The organism is Brevibacterium sp. GP-SGM9 (genome assembly GCF_047300845.1).
GTDB lineage: Bacteria > Actinomycetota > Actinomycetes > Actinomycetales > Brevibacteriaceae > Brevibacterium.
The window spans coordinates 2,808,906-2,824,300 of record NZ_CP178563.1; the positions used below are offsets into that span (position 1 = coordinate 2,808,906).

General features: G+C 66.3%; 17 protein-coding genes. 10 read left to right on the top strand and 7 right to left on the bottom strand.

Going from position 1 to position 15,395, the window contains the following annotated elements; translation table 11 throughout:
* Window positions 1-39: 39 nt before the first annotated feature.
* Window positions 40-1,212, bottom strand: a complete 1,173-nt coding sequence (locus ACH82I_RS12680; RefSeq protein WP_413333062.1) for a M20/M25/M40 family metallo-hydrolase — start codon at window positions 1,210-1,212, stop codon at window positions 40-42.
* A 116-nt stretch (window positions 1,213-1,328) separates the two neighbouring features.
* Between ACH82I_RS12680 and ACH82I_RS12685 the strand changes: the two genes are divergently transcribed.
* Window positions 1,329-2,807 (top strand): glutamate--cysteine ligase, encoded by a 1,479-nt coding sequence (locus ACH82I_RS12685; protein ID WP_413333064.1) that lies wholly within the window; start codon window positions 1,329-1,331, stop codon window positions 2,805-2,807.
* 33 nt (window positions 2,808-2,840) lie between these two features.
* Here ACH82I_RS12685 and ACH82I_RS12690 read toward each other — a convergent pair whose 3' ends face one another.
* Window positions 2,841-3,137 carry a cupin gene (locus tag ACH82I_RS12690; protein ID WP_413333066.1) on the bottom strand — a complete coding sequence of 99 codons (297 nt, stop codon included), beginning with the start codon at window positions 3,135-3,137 and terminating at the stop codon, window positions 2,841-2,843.
* Between the two features lie 124 nt (window positions 3,138-3,261).
* Between ACH82I_RS12690 and ACH82I_RS12695 the strand changes: the two genes are divergently transcribed.
* From ACH82I_RS12695 to ACH82I_RS12705, 3 genes are read left to right on the top strand one after another with little or no spacing between them, the layout of a single operon-like run.
* A complete protein-coding gene (locus ACH82I_RS12695) occupies window positions 3,262-3,834 on the top strand; it encodes a peroxidase-related enzyme (RefSeq protein WP_413333068.1) in 573 nt (190 codons plus the stop codon).
* Window positions 3,835-3,838: 4 nt separating this feature from the next.
* Window positions 3,839-5,092 (top strand): pyridoxal phosphate-dependent aminotransferase, encoded by a 1,254-nt coding sequence (locus tag ACH82I_RS12700; RefSeq protein WP_413333069.1) that lies wholly within the window; start codon window positions 3,839-3,841, stop codon window positions 5,090-5,092.
* Window positions 5,089-6,024 carry a DMT family transporter gene (locus ACH82I_RS12705; RefSeq protein WP_413333071.1) on the top strand — a complete coding sequence of 312 codons (936 nt, stop codon included), beginning with the start codon at window positions 5,089-5,091 and terminating at the stop codon, window positions 6,022-6,024. The genes ACH82I_RS12700 and ACH82I_RS12705 overlap by 4 nt, the downstream gene beginning before the upstream one ends.
* 3 nt (window positions 6,025-6,027) lie before the next feature.
* Here ACH82I_RS12705 and ACH82I_RS12710 read toward each other — a convergent pair whose 3' ends face one another.
* The 3 genes from ACH82I_RS12710 to ACH82I_RS12720 all read right to left on the bottom strand — a co-directional run bounded on the left by ACH82I_RS12710 (window position 6,028) and on the right by ACH82I_RS12720 (window position 8,108).
* Window positions 6,028-6,387 (bottom strand): ArsR/SmtB family transcription factor, encoded by a 360-nt coding sequence (locus ACH82I_RS12710; RefSeq protein WP_230746230.1) that lies wholly within the window; start codon window positions 6,385-6,387, stop codon window positions 6,028-6,030.
* A gap of 92 nt (window positions 6,388-6,479) precedes the next feature.
* Window positions 6,480-7,556 (bottom strand): ABC transporter substrate-binding protein, encoded by a 1,077-nt coding sequence (locus ACH82I_RS12715; protein ID WP_413333074.1) that lies wholly within the window; start codon window positions 7,554-7,556, stop codon window positions 6,480-6,482.
* A gap of 3 nt (window positions 7,557-7,559) precedes the next feature.
* Window positions 7,560-8,108 (bottom strand): peptidoglycan-binding protein, encoded by a 549-nt coding sequence (locus ACH82I_RS12720; protein ID WP_413336761.1) that lies wholly within the window; start codon window positions 8,106-8,108, stop codon window positions 7,560-7,562.
* A 185-nt stretch (window positions 8,109-8,293) separates the two neighbouring features.
* Here ACH82I_RS12720 and ACH82I_RS12725 point away from each other — a divergent pair, with 185 nt between their 5' ends.
* Window positions 8,294-8,515, top strand: a complete 222-nt coding sequence (locus ACH82I_RS12725; RefSeq protein WP_413333076.1) for a hypothetical protein — start codon at window positions 8,294-8,296, stop codon at window positions 8,513-8,515.
* Between the two features lie 26 nt (window positions 8,516-8,541).
* Here ACH82I_RS12725 and ACH82I_RS12730 read toward each other — a convergent pair whose 3' ends face one another.
* On the bottom strand, window positions 8,542-9,186 hold the full coding sequence (locus ACH82I_RS12730; RefSeq protein WP_413333078.1) for a GyrI-like domain-containing protein: 645 nt from the start codon (window positions 9,184-9,186) through the stop codon (window positions 8,542-8,544).
* Between the two features lie 101 nt (window positions 9,187-9,287).
* Here ACH82I_RS12730 and ACH82I_RS12735 point away from each other — a divergent pair, with 101 nt between their 5' ends.
* The 4 genes from ACH82I_RS12735 to ACH82I_RS12750 all read left to right on the top strand — a co-directional run bounded on the left by ACH82I_RS12735 (window position 9,288) and on the right by ACH82I_RS12750 (window position 13,451).
* Window positions 9,288-9,956, top strand: coding sequence for a HEAT repeat domain-containing protein (locus tag ACH82I_RS12735; protein WP_413333080.1), 669 nt, complete (start codon window positions 9,288-9,290; stop codon window positions 9,954-9,956).
* A 169-nt stretch (window positions 9,957-10,125) separates the two neighbouring features.
* Window positions 10,126-11,241 carry a MerR family transcriptional regulator gene (locus tag ACH82I_RS12740; protein ID WP_413336762.1) on the top strand — a complete coding sequence of 372 codons (1,116 nt, stop codon included), beginning with the start codon at window positions 10,126-10,128 and terminating at the stop codon, window positions 11,239-11,241.
* Between the two features lie 157 nt (window positions 11,242-11,398).
* Window positions 11,399-12,862, top strand: coding sequence for an LssY C-terminal domain-containing protein (locus ACH82I_RS12745; protein ID WP_413333082.1), 1,464 nt, complete (start codon window positions 11,399-11,401; stop codon window positions 12,860-12,862).
* 103 nt (window positions 12,863-12,965) lie between these two features.
* Window positions 12,966-13,451, top strand: a complete 486-nt coding sequence (locus ACH82I_RS12750; RefSeq protein ID WP_413333084.1) for an SRPBCC family protein — start codon at window positions 12,966-12,968, stop codon at window positions 13,449-13,451.
* Window positions 13,452-13,463: 12 nt separating this feature from the next.
* Here the strand turns inward: ACH82I_RS12750 and ACH82I_RS12755 are convergent, their stop codons facing one another.
* Window positions 13,464-14,111 (bottom strand): MarR family winged helix-turn-helix transcriptional regulator, encoded by a 648-nt coding sequence (locus tag ACH82I_RS12755; protein ID WP_413333086.1) that lies wholly within the window; start codon window positions 14,109-14,111, stop codon window positions 13,464-13,466.
* 86 nt (window positions 14,112-14,197) lie between these two features.
* On the opposite strand from ACH82I_RS12755, the gene ACH82I_RS12760 reads away from it, so the two are divergent.
* Window positions 14,198-15,331, top strand: coding sequence for a hypothetical protein (locus ACH82I_RS12760; RefSeq protein WP_413333088.1), 1,134 nt, complete (start codon window positions 14,198-14,200; stop codon window positions 15,329-15,331).
* Window positions 15,332-15,395 lie beyond the last annotated feature (64 nt).

Consider the following 15,395-nt stretch of genomic DNA (forward strand, 5'->3'; position numbering starts at 1 on the left):
TCGACTGAAGCGGCCCGCCGATCCACATCGTCCGCGGGCTCAGCCCTGCAGCTGGTCGGCGATGAGGGCCGCGAGCAGGGCGGTGCGGGGTGCGATCTCGGCGACCACGGCGTGCTCGTGCTCGGCATGGGCCCCATCGCCGACGGCGCCGAGGCCATCGAGGGTGGGAATGCCGTCACCGGCGGTGAAGTTCCCGTCCGAGGCCCCGCCGACGGAGACGCCCTCCGGTGCTGGCAGGCCGAGTTGCGCTGACAGTGCGGTGGCTCGCTCGAACAGGGCAGAGGACTGCACCTTCTCGAACGGCGGGCGGTTGATGTCGCCGAGCACCTCGGTCGTCGAGCCCTCGAGCTGCGGATTTTGCGCGAGCTCGCGAATCTGCGCATCGACGCGTTCGAGCTCGACGGCGGTGCGGGCTCGGACGTCGACATCGACGCGCGCCTCGGCCGGCACGGTGTTCGAGGTGGTGCCCGCGCTGATCACGGTCGGCACCACGGAGGTCCCGGCATCAGAATCGGCGAGGTCGGCCACCAGTGGCAGGGTCAGCGCCAAGGCCATGCCGGCGTTGATCCCCTTCTCTGGTTCGAGTCCGGCATGCGATGCCTTGCCCCGGAAGACGAGGACGTAGTTGCTCGTGCCCTTGCGCTCGAGCTTGAGCGCACCGCCCGCGCTCGCCTCCATCACATACACGGCCTTCGCCTCGGCCGACTCGGCGCGGATGAGATCGGAGGAGGTCAGGGAGGCGATCTCCTCATCGCCGGTGACCAGGATCGACAGGCCGTTCAGGGCATCCTCGCCGAGGTTCTCGCGCAGGATCGCGGTCGCGTGCACGCTCATGATCGCCCCGGTGAGCATGTCGAAGCTGCCGGGACCGCGGAGGATCCCGTCGGTGATGGAGAAGGGGAGACGCTCGAGTGTGCCGTGGGGCCACACGGTGTCCTGGTGGTTGAGGAGGACGACGCGGGCCGGGCCGTCTCCGAAGCGCAGGCGCACGTGGGAGGTTCCCTCGACGGTGAGGATCTCCGCCACGGCGCCGAGGCGCTCACGCAGCAGGTCGACGAAGTCCTGGGCGCCTGCGGCGACCGCTTCCTTGTCCGACGACGGCGTCTCGCGGGTGATGACCCGCTCGATGTCGGCGAGGATCTCGGGCAGGCGCTTCTCGGCCTGGGCGACGAGGTCAGCGGACAGCGGCAGTGATCTGGAGATCGAAGTCATGTCTGCGATTCTACGGTGGAAGTCACGTGTCGGCCGGGGTGTCCGAATCCTGCGAACAGCGAGGAAAACTCGACGCCGAGGGGCGTGGAAGGGCCCGTCTGTGGTTTGCTTGTTCCATGGGTGAGGCAGTCAATTCCAAGCGGTACACGCCGGAAGAACGCACGCTGTATCGGGAGAAGCTCGCGGAGAACCTCGAACTCTTCGACACCTACCTGCGGCATGCCGAATTCAAGTCCGCAGGCACGATCGGGCTGGAACTCGAGCTCAACCTCGTCGATGCGGACAATCAGCCGAGCCTGAACAACACGAAGGTGCTCAGCCGGCTCGACGACGAATACCAGTCCGAAATCGGCGGCTTCAATCTCGAACTCAACCATCCCGTCCTCCAGGTCGCTGGACGGGGGCTGAAGACGCTCGAAACCGGGGTCGCCCACCGCTTGGGCAAGGCCCAGAAGGCCGCCGAGGCGGAAGGACTCAAGGTCGCATCGATCGGCACCCTGCCCACCCTGAGCACCCAGTTCCTCACCGACGAGAAGTGGATGACCGAGGAGAACCGCTACGAGGCGCTGAGCAACTCGGTCATCGACGCCCGCGGCGAATACGTGCAGATCGAGCTCGGCCGGGAAGAGAACTACCGCGCCGAGTTCGCCGATATCGCCCCCGAATCCTCGTGCACCTCGATGCAGCTGCACCTGCAGGTCGCGCCGAACAAATTCGCCGATGCGTGGAACGCCTCCCAGGCGATCGCCTCGGCCCAGGTGGCGATGAGCGCGAACTCGCCGCTGTTCGTAGGCCGCCGGCTCTGGCACGAGTCGCGGATCCCGATCTTCACCCAGTCCATCGACACTCGCACCCCGGAACTGGTCAACCAGGGAGTGCGCCCGCGCGTGTGGTTCGGCGAACGGTGGATCACCAGCGTCTTCGACCTGTTCGAGGAGAACGTCCGCTACTTCCCGCCGCTGCTGCCCGAGATCAAGGACTTCGTCGAGTTCAGCGAGGCCGACGCACCGAAGCTCTTCGAGCTCAACCTGCACAACGGCACCGTGTGGCGCTGGAACCGCCCGATCTACAACTCGGGAGACAACGGAGCCCACATCCGGGTCGAGAACCGCCTGCTGCCTGCCGGCCCGACCCCGGTCGACATGGTCGCCGACGCCGCCTTCTACTACGGTCTCGCAGAATTCCTGGTCGGCGAGAATCGGCCCGTCTGGTCTCGCATGTCCTTCAAGGAGGCCGAGGAGAACTTCTTCGCCTGCGCGAAGAACGGCATCAACGCGCGAGTGACCTGGCCGAAGATCGGCAACATCGGCGTCGCGGACCTCGTCACCGACGTCCTCATCCCGCAGGCGAGGCGGGGCCTGAGTCGACTGAACATCGACAAGGACGTCATCGAGGAGTACATGTCGATCATCGAAGGCCGGGCCGAGCGCCGGGCCAACGGTGCGACGTGGCAGCTGCGGATGCTCGATCATCTGGCGCCGGGCAGCCGACCGGACTCACCGGAACGCCGGGACGGGCTGAAGGCGATGATGGACGCCTACCTGGAGAACCAGGCGTCCGGCGAACCCGTGCACACCTGGGACGTGCCCGTCTGACACACCCCGCGCCTGAGCAGTGAATAGGTGCCCTCAGAGGCGTTCGACCTCGACGAAGACGACGTCGGCGCTGCCGCCGGGATTCGAGACCTCGTGTTCGGACCCGGCCGGACGCGTATAGGTCACTCCTGCCTCGAGTTCGGCGGTGATCTCCGTGCCGTCGGAGTTCCTCACGTGCATCGTGTCGGTGACCATGGGCACGACGACGTACTCGTGCTCGTGTCTGTGCATCGGAATGACACCGTCGGGCTCGATGGTCCAGCGCGTGACGCGGAAGACTCCGTTGTCGAGCTGGACCTCACCCGTCGAACCGGTGTTCTCGTCGCTCATGATTCCACTCCTCGTGATCGTCATCGATGGTCTCTCACTCACACTAGCGGTGATGCCGGAGGTGTCCAGCCCCGTCCGTGACCGCCGGCACAGAACGGGGGCTGCGACAGCTAGCATGGGCCGTATGCGATACCCATATGCTGACATCGACGAGGTCGACGACGACATCCGCGAGCAGATTCTGGCCGTGTCCGAGAAGTCCGGCTTCGTGCCCAATGTCTTCCTCTCACTCGCCCGCCGGCCCGCCGAATTCCGCGCCTTCTTCGCCTACTACGACGCGCTGATGGAGAAGGAGACGGGGAATCTGAGCAAGGCGGACCGGGAGATGATCGGCACGGCCACCTCGGCGGTGAACAACTGCCTCTACTGCGTCGTCGCACACGGCGCGGTCCTGCGGATCTTCGAGAAGAACCCCCACATCGCCGACCAGGTCGCCATCGACTACCGCAAGGCCGACATCACCGTCAGGCAGCGAGCCATGCTCGACTTCGCGATGAAGGTCTGTCAGGAACCCTGGACCGTCGGCGACCCCGACTTCGCCGCCTTGGCCGAGCACGGCTTCGACGACGAAGACGCCTGGGACATTGCCGCGATCACCGGCTTCTTCGGCCTCTCGAACCGGATGGCCCACATCGGCGCAATGATGCCCAATCCCGAGTTCTACCTGATGGGCCGCGTCCCCAGGGAAAGGAAGTGAGACGATGACCGCCCACACCCCCGCCGAGGCGACCGCCGCCTCGGCCGATCCCCTCGCCTCCGCGACCGCCGCCTCGGCGCTGCGCGGATCGGCTCGCGCCGCTCGCGTCGTCCCCTTCGCCGCAATGGACATCGTCGCCACCGTCCAGCAGATGCAGCGGGCCGGGCGCGACACCATCGCCATGTGCCTGGGCGAACCCACCCAGGGCGCCCCCGCCCCTGTGCGCCGGCGCGCCGCCGAGGTGCTCAGCGACGGCACGAACCTCGGCTACTCCGCGGTCTTCGGGATCCCTGAACTGCGGGAGGCCATCGCCGGGCACTACCGCGACTGGTACGGCGTCGACATTCCGATCGAGCGCATCGCGGTGACCACCGGATCCTCCGGAGCCTTCCAGACCGCGTTCCTCTCCTGCTTCGACGCCGGTGACCGGGTGGCCCTGGCCCGGCCCGGATACGGTGCGTACAAGAACATCCTCGCCGCCCTCGGCTGCGAGGTCGTCGAACTCGACTGCGGTGCCGAACACGGCTTCCAACCCACCGTCGACCTCCTCGCCGCCGCCCACGCCCAGGCCCCGCTCAAGGGCCTGATGCTCGCCTCCCCGGCGAATCCGACTGGAACGATGATCGGGGCGGACCACCTCGGCGAGCTCATCGCCTGGTGCCGGGCCAACGGGGTGCAGGTGATCTCCGACGAGATCTATCACGGCATCAGCTACATCGGCACCCCCGGCGAGACCGCGCTGGCCCACGACGACGAGGCGATCGTCATCTCCTCGTTCTCGAAGTACTGGGCGATGACCGGGTGGCGGCTCGGGTGGGCGATCCTGCCCGCCTCACTGGCCGCCGCCGCGAGCGGGCTGACCAGCAACTTCGCCCTCTGCGCCCCGGTGCCGGCCCAGCATGCCGCCATCGCCGCATTCACCGAGGAGTCCTACGCCGAATGCGAGGCGGCGGTCGCGTCCTTCGCCCGGGCCCGCGCGCACGTCCTCGATGCCACCGAGGACCTGGGCTTCACGGACATGGCCCCGCCCGACGGGGCGTTCTACATGTATGCGCGCATCGACGAGATCCTGCGCCGAAGCGGATTCGAGACCTCGGCGCAGTGGTGTCAGTCGCTGCTCGACGCGACCGGGGTCGCTTTGGCTCCGGGCGATGACTTCGATTCGGTCAACGGGTCGCGGTCGGTGCGGCTGTCCCTGGCCGTCGGTGCGGACCGGACCGCCGAGGCACTCGACCGCATCCTCGACTTCATGGCATGAGCGGTCCGGGCGACCGACCGCCATCCGCGGAGGATGCGGGGAACGGTGGGGCCCTGCCGACGCTCGGCGTCATCGTCGCAGCGGTGCTCCTGGGATCGGCCGGTCTGTTCGTCATCCTCGCCGAGGCGACCGCCCAGACCGCAGCATTCCTGCGCTGCTGGATCGCGGTCCTCGTTCTCGCACCGTTGGCCTACCGGGAGCTGCGGAGGTTCGGCCGACTCCCGGCGAAGGCGGTGCTCCTCGCCGCCGTCTCGGGTGCCGCGCTCGGGCTCGACTACGTGCTGTGGGCACAGAGCGTCCTCGATGCCGGTCTCGGTGTCTCAACCGTGCTCATCAGCGTCCAGGTCATCGTGTTTCCCGCGCTGGTCTGGGTCTTCGGGGGTTCGCGACCCGGCTGGCTGTTCATCGGCTGCATCCCGATTATGATCGTCGGCATGCTGCTGACCGGGGGAGTCTTCGGTGCGGATGCCGCGGCTGCGAATCCGACTAGGGGCGCGATCTTCGGGATCCTGTCCGGGATCCTCTACGGCGTCTACATCTTCGGCATCCATCAGTGTCGCCGCCTGGCACCGCGCTTCGTGATCGCTCCGGTCGAGGTCGGCACGATCGCCGCCGGGGTGATGACTGCGATTGCGGGCATCGGACTGGGCGGTCTCGACTTCGACCTCGGCTGGGACGGCTGGGCGTGGATGCTTGCGCTCGCGGTCTGCGGTCAGGCCTTGTCGTGGGTGCTGCTGAGCATGTCGAGTCCCTTGGTTCCGGTGCCCAGGACCGCCGCGCTCATGCTGCTCCAGCCCTTGTCGGCGGTGGTGCTGGGGTCGTTCATCGCCGGTGAGAGGCTGCAGCCGGCGCAGTGGATCGGGGCGGTGCTCGTCGCCGCTATCGTGTGGGTCGTCGGCGGTGGGCCGGAGGCGCTGCGGAAGCGCCGGTGAGGATCAGTGCTCGTGGCCTTCGACGGTGTGAGCGAGGGCGTCGAGGATGATGTGGGCGACGTGATCGTCCTTGAGCGAATAGTAGGCCTCACGCCCGACTCGATTGACCCCGACGAGGTGGAGGCCGCGGAGGAACTTCAGGTGCTGGGACACCAGGGGCTGGGACAGCTCCGTGGATTCGACGATGTGTGTGACGGTGGCTTCCCCGTGGGCGAGGACGAGCAGCATCTTCAGCCGCGACGGTGTGGCGAGTGCCTTGAACAGGTCGGCGGTCTCGGTGATGGCCTCAAGATTGTCCTCGGGGTTGCGCAGGAGCTGTTCGACTGCGGCGGTGACCGGAGCGGGATCTTCAGTGGAGGCCATGAACAGAGATTACCGGAGAACGGTGTCGGCGAAGCAACTGAGGTGAGCGTATGCTCGGGCTCTCGGCTGCTTGGAGCCCGGGCGGGAACTCGTCAGGGTGTGCCCTGTTCGGCCTTGCCCAGTTCGTCGGGGATGTTCTCGAGCAGCCAGTCGCAGCTCAGCGGTGACAGGTTCGTCAGCGCGGTGTAAGCATCGTCGTCGAGGACGTTGTAGTGCTTGCCGCGGATGACCGGAACCTCGCGGTAGAAGGGGTCGGCGAGCTCGGACTCGTCGAGCAGTCCCTGCCCGCTGTCGGGGAAGTGGATGAGCAGGATGTCGGCGTCGAGATCGTCGACCTCGTCCTTGGTCACCGAATGCTTCTTCGCCGAGTACTCCTGTGCGGCCGAGTCGGGGAACAGTCCGAGGCTGTCGAAGAAGCTGGTGTCGCTGCCCTCGAAGGAGAGATAGTCGATGGAGTCCTTGCGGACATCGGCCAGAGCATAGGTCGTGTCTTCGAATTCGAGGTGATGAGAGGCGACGTCCTCGGCCCGGTCGGTGACCTTGCTGACCGCGCTCTTGGCCTCATCCGCGCGGTTGAGGGCGGTGGCCACGGCGGCCGTGCGATCCGTCCATGAGTCGGTCTCGTCGGAGGCGACGACCGGGGCGATGTCCGAGAGGTCGTCGAAGTGCTTCTCTGCGTCGCTGAGGCCGGTGGCGAGGATGATGTCGGGGTTCGCTGACTTGATGGCCTCGAGATCGGGGCCTTTCGCACCGTCATAGGTCTGCGGGGCATCCAGGCCCTCGTCCTCGATCGCCTGACTCGCCCAGGGGCTCAGCTGTGAGTCGGAGTCTGTGTCCGTCTCGGAGTCGTCGGTGGCCGTGGCGGTGTCTGCGGGTGCGATCACCGGGTCGGCGCCGAGTGCCAGGGCGATGTCGAGGTCGGTCGAACTGGTCACGGTGACCGTCTTCGGCTGGTCCTCGATCGTGGTGGTGCCGAAGGGCGAGTCGATGGTCTGCGGGTAGGGGCCGTCGGCGTGCCCGGCCTTGTCCGGAAGCAGAGTGCACCCGCTGATGGACAGGCCGATGCCGACCGCCAGCGCTGTCGCCGCGTATGCCTTTGCGGGCAGGACGCGTGCCTTTGCCGGCAGGTCGCGTGACTTTGCGGGCAGGATCGGTCGGTTCGTCGTCACCACTCAGCTCAGCGCTTCGACGTCGTTCTGTGATCCGATGAGGTCATCGGCCAGGGTCTCCCACTGTGCGTAGGCGTCGGGCAGGGCCGAGCGCTGCACGGCCTGGGCCGCCTCGGTGGGGCTCATCCTGTGCCACCCGTCGATCTGCTCAAGGCCGGGATTCTCGATATCCGGGTTGATGCCGTAGAACGACTTGGAGGCATAGACCGGGTCGTTGAGCCGATGCGGTTCGCCCCAACCCTGGGAGGGGCGCTGCTGGAACAGCCCGATCGAGTCGCGGTCACCGGAGTCGAGGTTGCGCAGGGACGATTCCTGCAGGGCAGTCATCAGCGCGATCCTGATCGCCTCGTCGTCGAACCCGCCGCCGCGTCCGACGCCGATGATGAGTCGGGCGTTGTCGATCTGCTGTTCATTGAGCTGGTTGACCGAGGCCATCTGCATCTGCCTGATCTTCGTGGATCCGAATGAGACCGGTGAGTTGACAATGATGACCGCCGCCACGGCGAGTGCCGTCACTGCTGCCCCGAGGCCGATCAGGGCACCAACGAGCATGGACCGGCGGCCCTTGCGGTGTCGTGTCTGTCGAGGCATGAATATAACGATACTGCAACAAACTTAAGGCTCAATGTATCCACGCCGTGCCTTTTGTCACAGAACGGTCACGGAAGTTCCGTGATGTGTCAACCCTGCACCCTCCGCCGACGTCGCGATCCGCCGAGTTCTCATAAGCTCGAACCATGCCTTTCTACTCCCGACGTCGCCCTCAGCGCAGCCCTCTGGTCGGTTGTGCGCTGGCCGCCGTCATCATGTTCGCGCTGGGTCTGGCCGGCATCGTGGTCGCGATCGTCGCGGTGCTCGTCGTCGGTGATCGGAGCTCGAGTGATCCCGATGCCGTCGACCCCCAGCCCACCTCGAGCACGACCGCTCCGACGACCGGCGGCTGGTCGAGCGGAGGCTGATTCCCCTCACCTGATCTCGACCGGCATCACCCGCCCTCGACCCGGACGACCGGTTGGCGCAGGATCGTTCGCAGCCGCTCAGGGGCGACCCGTCGGAAATCGCTGAGATAGATCTCGTGATGTTTCCCGGCCAACTCGAATCCGCTCTGGGGAACGACCTCGTCGTGCAGCCGGGCGAGGACTTCCGCCTCGGCGTCGAAGGGTCCGATGTGCAGGGTCTGGATGCAGGTGCCTTCCCGGAGCTGTTCCAGGCGGATCTCGCCGAGGCGGGGCGTCGTTGTCTGCGCCTGTGCCCTCTTCTTCTCTCGCAGTGTGTCGGTGACCCGATCGACATCGTCGCCGCTGAGCCAGTCGGGAACGAGGAGCATGAGCGTGTAGTCCCAGCTCGACTTTTCTCTGGCAGTTGTGAAGGCAGACATGTCGTCTGCCCACCACAGCGCTTCGAGCGGGGGAACGACATAGTCGCGTTCGAGCTCGCGCTTGCTGAGGAATTTGAGACCGTAGGCCAGCGGATAGAGGGATTCGACGGCCGAAGTGAACTCGGGTGAGGAATTCGGATCACCATGCCCGTCGATCATCAGATACTGCCGCGCGGGCAGTTCGAGGGTCTCGAATTCCCCGCGCTTGGCGCGATAGCCGAGCATCGACTTCTTCGGATCGATCTTGTCCATAATCCGGAGCCTACAGACCGGGGCGGACGCTCGACGGCCGCACCGCGCTTGACCTTGACACGCTGTCAAGGTCTTTACTGATGATCAAGGAGGTGGAGACCATGACCAATCCACAGCAGCAGACCCTGATCCGAGCCCTGGCCGGGTCGAATCCGCAGCAGCGCCTGCAGGCCGCAATGGCGATCGGCACCCGCGTCGAGGTCAGCGACCTCGAGGAGCTGATCAGCCGATCCCGGACCGAACCCGACTTCTTCGTCCGCGACATGCTGACCTGGGCACTTACCCGACTTCCCGCCGAAGCGACCGTGCCCCGTCTCATCGCCGAACTCGACTCCGATGTGCCCCAGGCGCAGAGCCAGGCCCTGCATACGCTGTCCAAGATCGGCGACCCTCGAGCCTGGGCTGTCCTCGACCCGGCTGCCAGCGGCACCCGCTTCATCGCCCACTCCGACGCCGAGGTGGCCCGGAGCGCCTGGCGAACCGCCGCCGCTCTGGTGCCGGGGGAGGCGCGCGAAAGATTGGCAGCCGCCCTGGTCACACAGCTGGGGCGCGGCGATATCGAGATGCAGAAGAGCCTCAGTCGCGCGCTTGTGATCCTCGGTGACGATCTCGTGTCAGTGCTCGATGAGAGTCTGTCTGCAGAGGACGACACAGTGCGGGCACACGCCATGGTGACCCGGGATATGTACGACGATCCCGACGCCGGATTCGCTCACGCCTTGAGCGACGCCAAACGGGTGGTCGCGCTGGGGTCCGAGGCTACGGCATAGATCGACTTCGGGAAGGGTCGATCATCCGCTCCGGCGCCGGGTGGGGCAAGCCCGGTGCGGGAGCGACCGCAGTCTCGGGCTCCTTCCTCCGGTCGATGAGTGCGGCATACTCGAGAGGGGTGCATCCGCGGCCCGGATCCCTCAACAGAGTCAGGGAAGAGAGTTGGCAATGCTGATCGGCGAAGTGGCCAGACGCTCCGGAGTGAGCGCGAGAATGCTGCGTCACTATGAGTCGCTCGGTCTCATCTCTCCCAGTGACCGCACCGTGAGCGGATACCGAGAGTATTCGGCCGAGGACATCGGGCGGATCTTCCATATCGAAGGTCTGCGCAAACTCGGAATGAGCTTGGCCGAAGCCGGCACCGTGCTCGACGATCCCCAGTTCGACGCCGGCCGGCTGATCGGCGATCTCGTCGCACAGTCCGAAGAGCGCATCGCCGCCGAACGCGCACTGCTCCGCCGCCTTGAGCAGATCGACGAACTCGGAGGTATCGACGGAGAATCGCTGCTGCTCACCATCGATCTTCTCCGGTCCCTCGAATCCGGTGACGTCATCCAACGCCACAAGGCCGCATTGGGCAGCGGGGTCGACGGCAGCGTGCCCGTCGAATCGCTCTCGGCTGCGGTGCTCAGCGAGACCGTTCTCAATGCCGCCGGGGCGATGCGCTGGGCGCTCGCCCAGTCGGGCTCAGACGCTGTTCGTCACCTGGCGAAGGGGATGGACTCGACCGCTGTCGATGTTCGTCGCAACGCCGTTCGCGCCTTGGACGAGATCCGCAGGAATACGCCCTCGGACGAGCTCGACGATGCGAGCCGCGCGACGATCATGACAGCTCTCCGCTCAGGCCTGGGGGACACCGACCTCGAGGTGCGCACCACCTCGGCTCTCATTCTTGCCCAGCTGAGGGACCCGTCTGCGGTGCCCGATCTGCTCGACATGGCCATGGACGGGCCCAAGGACATCGAAGCCGCCGAGGCGCTCGCCGCCTTTGTCATCCTCGGTGCGGATGCCACCGGGCAGGGCCAGGACCTGGGTGAACAGGATCAGGGCTCGAGCCGGCAAATTCCGGGGCAGATCATGGCCGAACTGCGTCGTCACGCCTCCTCGCCCGATGCCGTCGAACGCTTTCGGGTCCTCCAGGTGCTCATGGAGATTCCGGGGGACGAAGTCGACGACTTCATCGCGGAACTGGCCGCCGACGGCAGCCGCGAAGTGGCGGCGACCGCGACCGCGGCGCTGCAGCGACGACGAGGCGACCGACGGGCGCCCGACTTCGACGGGTGAGTCAGCCGCCGAATTCGACGGGTCAGCCACCCGACCACCTCGCCAGGTGAGTCGGCCACTCGACCGCCTCGGCGATTGAGCCGCCCGACCACCTCGGCGGTGTGATTCGGGTTCTCCTCATTCCGAGGGGCGAGGAACGCTCACTAAACTGTTCCTCATGACTTCGGGAACGACGGCGCCGGAACCGAGCCCCAGCGGCCCGGCCAGACGAGGGCGACACAAGCAGTCGTTCGTCTATCGGCGCCACCGTTTCACGGTCACCGGAGTCCTTGACTATGTCTTCTTCCTCTTCGGAGGTGCCTCGTCGACCTGGCTGGCACTGCTCATCCTGCTCAAGGGGTTCAGCCTCGGCTGGTGGCAGGTGCTCACTCTGCTCGCCTTCTGGGTGGTCGTGTCCTATCTCGCTCTGCCCAGGCTGCACCGCATCCTGTCGCAGATCTACGTGCCCAACTACTTCATCGGGCGGACGCGGACCTCGGATGGGTTGTTGGGGGATCCGGTCAATCTGGCATGGCGGGGCGATGAGGCGCAGATCCACCATGCCATGAAGGCCGCCGGGTGGATCCTCGCCGATGGAATCACTCCGGCGTCGACCTGGGAGATCATCCGTTCGACGGTGACCAGGCGCAGCTACCCGCAGGCCCCGGTGTCCCCGCTGTTGCTCTTCGGTCGGCGTCAGGACTTCGCCTACCAGCAGGAGGTTGACGGGGATCCCGGGCAGCGTCACCACGTCCGGTTCTGGAAATGTCCGACCGGGTGGCTGCTTCCCGGCGGTCATCAGGCGGACTGGCTGGCCGCCGGAACCTACGACAAGAGCGTCGGAATCTCGCTCTTCACCCTCCAATTCACTCACAAGATCGAAGAGAACACCGACGTCGAACGCGACTACATCGTCGACACCGTGACCGGGCAGGATCGGTCGATCCGGGTCGAGCACATCGAGGACTTCTCAACCGGCTACCACTCCCGCAACGGCGGCGGGGACGCGATCATCACCGACGGCGATCTGCCGATACTCGAAGTCGGCGAGGTGGTCGCCGACGAAGCCGATTCCCCGGCCCGTCTTGAGCTCGCCCTCGACGCGACTCAGATCTACACCGAGTCGAGATCGGTCTCCGAGGTGACGAAGACCCTGTGGCGCAAACGGCCGCTGCAGACGGTCGTCGGGGCCGCTCTCGTGTTGGTTCTGCTCCTCTTCCAGGCGTGGGATGTTCTCAGCACGGTCCTGGACTGGGATGGTCTGCGCACCGAGGTCACCGACTACAGTTCGGACATCGACTCGCTCAGCGACGAGACGGCCACGAGCATCGCCGCCGGAATCCTCATCGGACTCAGCCTGCTCATCGGCTGCCTCCAGGTGATCGCCTCCGCCTCGGTGTTCCGGGGCAGCAACCGGGCGCGACTGTGGATCCTCACGCTGTCGACGATCTCCGTGATCGTGTCGATGACGAACTACTTCACCGGTGACCGCGACCTGGCGACGAACATGTACGCGCTGACCACGATCGCCATGCAGGTCGCCGTGCTGCTGTCGCTGTCCAGCGATTCCTCACGGCTCTTCACCCGCTTCAGCACCGCGGCACTGCGGGCAGAGCGGCAGGATCGGGCCCTCGAAGACTGACGCCGCGGAGGCCAGGCGCCGGTGCTGTGTATCCTGACGGTGACAGTGCATCGACGATGCCGAGTCCGACTCGGGCCGCATCCAGGCGAAGAGGTGGCACCCCATGACCGATCAGTCCGATGACGCATCCGTCTTCGACAGCATCGACCCCGCCTTCAAGGTCGTCAGCGTCGAGCTCGACATCGATGCGCCCGCGGCGACCGTGTTCGAACTCATCGCCGACCCCACCCGACAGCCCGAATGGGACGGCAACGACAACCTCGGCTCCGCCGTCGCCGGACAGCGGGTGGTCGAGGTTGGCGGCTCCTTCATCACCACCCTGACCAAGGGCGTCGACCGTGAGAATCACATCGTCGACTTCGCCGAGGGCAGTCTCATCGCCTGGAAGCCCTCCGAGGTCGGTGGCGAACCCTTCGGTCAGAAGTGGGTCTGGGAGCTCGAACCCACGGGGGAGGGCTCCTGCCTGGTCCGTCACACCTATGACTGGACCGAGCTGCGTGATCCGCAGCGTCTGCCCCGCGCGCAGTCGACGACGGCTGCGAGTCTGCTCGCCTCTCTCAAGCGACTCAAGGCGCTCGCCGAAGGCTGAGCCTCCGTCCGTCTACCGCGGCCACGCCTCGGCGAGGCGAGTGAGGAGCTCGGCCAGCTGCGCGCGCTCCGTCTCCGAGAATGAGTCGAGTGCGACATCGACGCTGGCCCGCTGCGCACCGAGGAATCGGTCCGTGATCGCCCGTCCCTTCTCCGTGAGGGCGATGAGCGTGCGCCGGGCATCCTCGGGGTCGGCCTCCCTGCGCAGCAGGTCGAGTTCGACGCCCTGGGAGACGAGTCGTGACGCTCGGGGCTGATCGACGCCGATCGCCTCACCGAGCGCGCTCACTCCGATCGCATGCCCCACCTGAGCGAGGGCGATGAGCAGACGAAGCTGGGCTCTCCCGCCGAGGTGGCCCCCGAGTCGGCGTCCCCACTCGCGCCAATCCTCGTGGTTGGGGTGGGATCCGCGACCTTCCCTGCCGTGGCCGTCGTCGCCCGCGCTCGGTCTGCCCCGACCTCCGCCGTGAGGACCGAAGGGCCCTCCCTTGGCAAAGGGTCCGCCTTCTCCGAAGAGGCCGTTCTTGCCGAAGGGTCCGTTGTCACCGAAGGCTTCGGGGCCCGGGCCGCCGCGCCTGCCTCCGGGGCCGCCGAACCCTCTTCTCCACTGGAGCCGTGTGAGGGCCTGGGAGATCTTCTCGGTCGGATCGTCTGTTGTCATGCTTCGATTTTACATGTCTCTTGACATGCTTCGTGAATGCATGTCACTATACATATACATGTCAGATAACAAGTAAAGGAGATGACATGTCCACCAACGAACACAATGACAACGACAAGAACTTCGACGAAGGCAAGAACTTCGGCGAAACCGAGAACGACAACACGGTCCCCGAGGCGGATGACCGCCCAACTACCCATCAGGCGTCCACCGATGAGTCGGCCGCGCATGAGGAAAGCGGCAATGCCTCAGCCGACGATGCGCCGGCCAGCCATGCGTCAGCCGGCCATGAGGCCGGCGCAGGGTCACCCCAGCTGGCCGACCTCATCCGCCAGGCAGGACAGACGCTGCGCAGAGAGTTCTTCGCAGCGATGGAAGACGCCGACATCGATCCGCGCGAATTCGCCTACATGCGCCGCAGGGCTCATCGCCGACGTGACGCCGATGTCGTCGATGAAGGCGCGGTGCTTGACGAAGGTACAGCGCGCGACGACAGCGGAGTGCTCGACGAAGGCGCAGTGGACGACGACAGCGCTGTGCGTGACGAACCTTGGAACGAGGGCCGTGACGGATTCGCCGCCGCAGATGATCTGCGCGAACGGATCCACGCACTGCGCGACCAGGTGAGCTCGCGGATCGAAGACGTGCTCGACAGCGAAGAGCTCGAGAACCTCACCTCCTCGCTGAAGAAGATCGTCACCGACCTCGCACCGGACGACGAAGACGCCGAGGCTCTGCGTGAGCGGATGCGTGAGTTCGCCCGCGGTCGCGGCCGTCGGCGTGGACGTCGCGGCGACCGACATGGCTTCGGACCTCGCCGCGGATTCGACCCTCGCGCTGATTCCGACGACGAGCGTGAAGGATCACGGCCGTGGGGATTCGGCCCCCGCGACTTCGGTGCACGTGGAGGTTTCGGTCCCCGCGGTGCCGATCGTGATGACTACGATCCCCGCCGCGACGACGACCCTCGCCGCGGCTCCGACGACCGTCGCCGTAACTCCGACGACCGTCGCCGAGGCGGGAGGGGAGGCCGTCGCGGCTTCGGCCCGCGCGGCGGCTTCGACCCACGACGCGCCTTCGACCCGCGTGGCGGTTGGGATGCCGACTGCGATCCGCGCGAGTTCTTCGCGCAGTGGATGCACGGGGCGAAGGACCGCGACCGCGAAGACGCATATGAGCGCGGATTCGCCGCCGGCTTCGCTCAGGGCCGGGAGTCCTGAGACCCAAGGCCCGGAACAGCCGGCGGAGACCGGCCGTTCCGGGCCTGGCTGGGACAGAGCCGGC